This is a genomic window from Verrucomicrobiota bacterium (assembly GCA_016871495.1).
GTDB lineage: Bacteria > Verrucomicrobiota > Verrucomicrobiia > Limisphaerales > VHDF01 > VHDF01.
Genome location: VHDF01000196.1, coordinates 1 through 1,871, shown reverse-complemented (window position 1 = coordinate 1,871; position 1,871 = coordinate 1). Strand labels below are relative to the sequence as shown.

Sequence of the window (1,871 nt, the reverse complement as noted above, 5' to 3'; positions counted from 1 at the left end):
CTCACGCCAGGCAGGTCGCCGCTCATTTGGGAGTGCCCTTGGAGGTGGTGACGGTCGATTCCTCCCGTATGGCGGCCGATCTCATGTCGATGGTGGTGCAGTTGGATGAGCCCTTGGCGGACCCAGCGCCACTGAATGTGTTGTATATCAGCCGTCGAGCCCGAGAGATGGGGATCAAGGTTTTGCTTTCGGGCGCCGGCGGCGACGACCTATTCACAGGGTATCGCCGGCATCAGGCTGTGAGAGCAGAAGCCATCTGGAGCTGGCTTCCCGTCGAAATTCGAAAGCGCCTCTCGCAGGTCACGCGAAATCTGGACAAGCGGAGGCCCACCCTGAGGCGGCTTGGAAAACTTTTTGACGGGGCGGCATTGGCCGGTGACCGCCGGTTGATCAACTATTTTCTGTGGACGCCCCGCGATGATTTGCTGCCACTCCTCACCAAGGATTTTATTACCGCGCTTGGAGCGGAAAGAGCCGAGCAACCCATGTTGGAATTTCTCGAGAAGCTTCCTCCCTCGAAGGAGCCCCTGGATCGGATGCTGGCTTTGGAACAGCGGTTCTTCCTGGCCGATCACAATCTTATCTATACAGACAAGATGTCGATGGCTGTGGGTATCGAGGCGAGAGTGCCCTATTTGGACTTGGAACTTGCTGAATTCGCCAGCCGAATTCCGGCTCGCTTCAAACAAAAAGGAGGTGAAGGCAAGTGGGTCTTCAAAAAGGCGATGGAGCCCTATTTGCCTCATTCTATCGTCTATCGTCCGAAGAGCGGTTTTGGGGCTCCCTTGCGGCGGTGGATTCGATTCGAGCTCCGGGAACTGCTGGGAGACTTGCTTTCAGAGTCCAGTTTGAGAAGGAGGGGACTGTTTGAACCCCATGCAGTCCAGCGGCTCATGGCGGATAATGACGCAGGCAAAGTGGATGCAAGTTATACGCTGTTATCGCTTATTTGCATTGAGTTGTGGTGCCAACATTTTCTGGATCAGCGGCCTGTGCAGTCCTTAAGCCTTTCCCACTGAAAACGTAATGGGCGGAGGAACACCCGTCCTGGCGAAATGAAACAGATTCTGCAAAGTTTGAAAACTGGCCGGACCGAGTTGGCCGATGTCCCTGTGCCTGCAGCAGGGGCCGGCCAGTTGCTCATTCGGACGTCCGCATCCCTGATTTCTGCTGGAACCGAGCGCAGCCTCGTTGGATTCGGAAGGGCGAATTGGATCGAGAAAGCCCGCCAGCAGCCTGACAAGGTGAAGATGGTTCTGGAGAAGGCGAAGACGGATGGCGTGGCAGCGACCCTTTCCGCGGTGCAGAGCAAGCTCGATCAACCGTTAGCGTTGGGATATTGCAACGCCGGCCGGGTGGTTCGCGCAGGTGCATGCGTGGATGGATTCTCTCCGGGCGACCGGGTGATCAGCAACGGGAAGCATGCGGAGTGGGTGGCAGTGCCTAAAAATCTCTGTGCGCGTATTCCCGAGGGTGTTTCGGACGAACAAGCGACCTTCGCCATGGTGGGAGCCATTGGATTGCAAGGCCTGCGGCTTGCGGTGCCCACGCTCGGGGAAACCATCGTCGTGACGGGATTGGGACTCATTGGGCTCCTGACCGTCCAACTGGCATTGGCTCACGGATGCCGGGTCATCGGAATTGATTTTGACTCCGGTCGCTGTGCGCTTGCGCAAGCCTGGGGGGTGACCACCGTGGATTTATCCAAGGGAACCGATCCTGTCGCGGTGGCCATGGAGGCGACCCAGGGAAGAGGCGTGGATGCGGTCTTAATTACGGCGGCCACTTCAAGCAACGAGCCGGTTCATCAAGCCGCAAGCATGTGCCGCAAGCGAGGGCGCATCGTCCTCGTCGGGGTGGCGGGGTTATCC

2 protein-coding genes are annotated in these 1,871 nt (G+C 57.9%); both read left to right on the top strand.

The annotated features are described in order from the left end of the window. Nucleotides 1–1,019, top strand: a 1,019-nt coding sequence (locus FJ404_19805) for an asparagine synthetase B (protein ID MBM3825091.1), incomplete at its 5' end; no start/stop codon positions are given. 36 nt (nt 1,020–1,055) lie between these two features. Continuing rightward, nucleotides 1,056–1,871: zinc-binding alcohol dehydrogenase (locus tag FJ404_19800; protein MBM3825090.1), on the top strand; the 816-nt coding region annotated here is incomplete at its 3' end.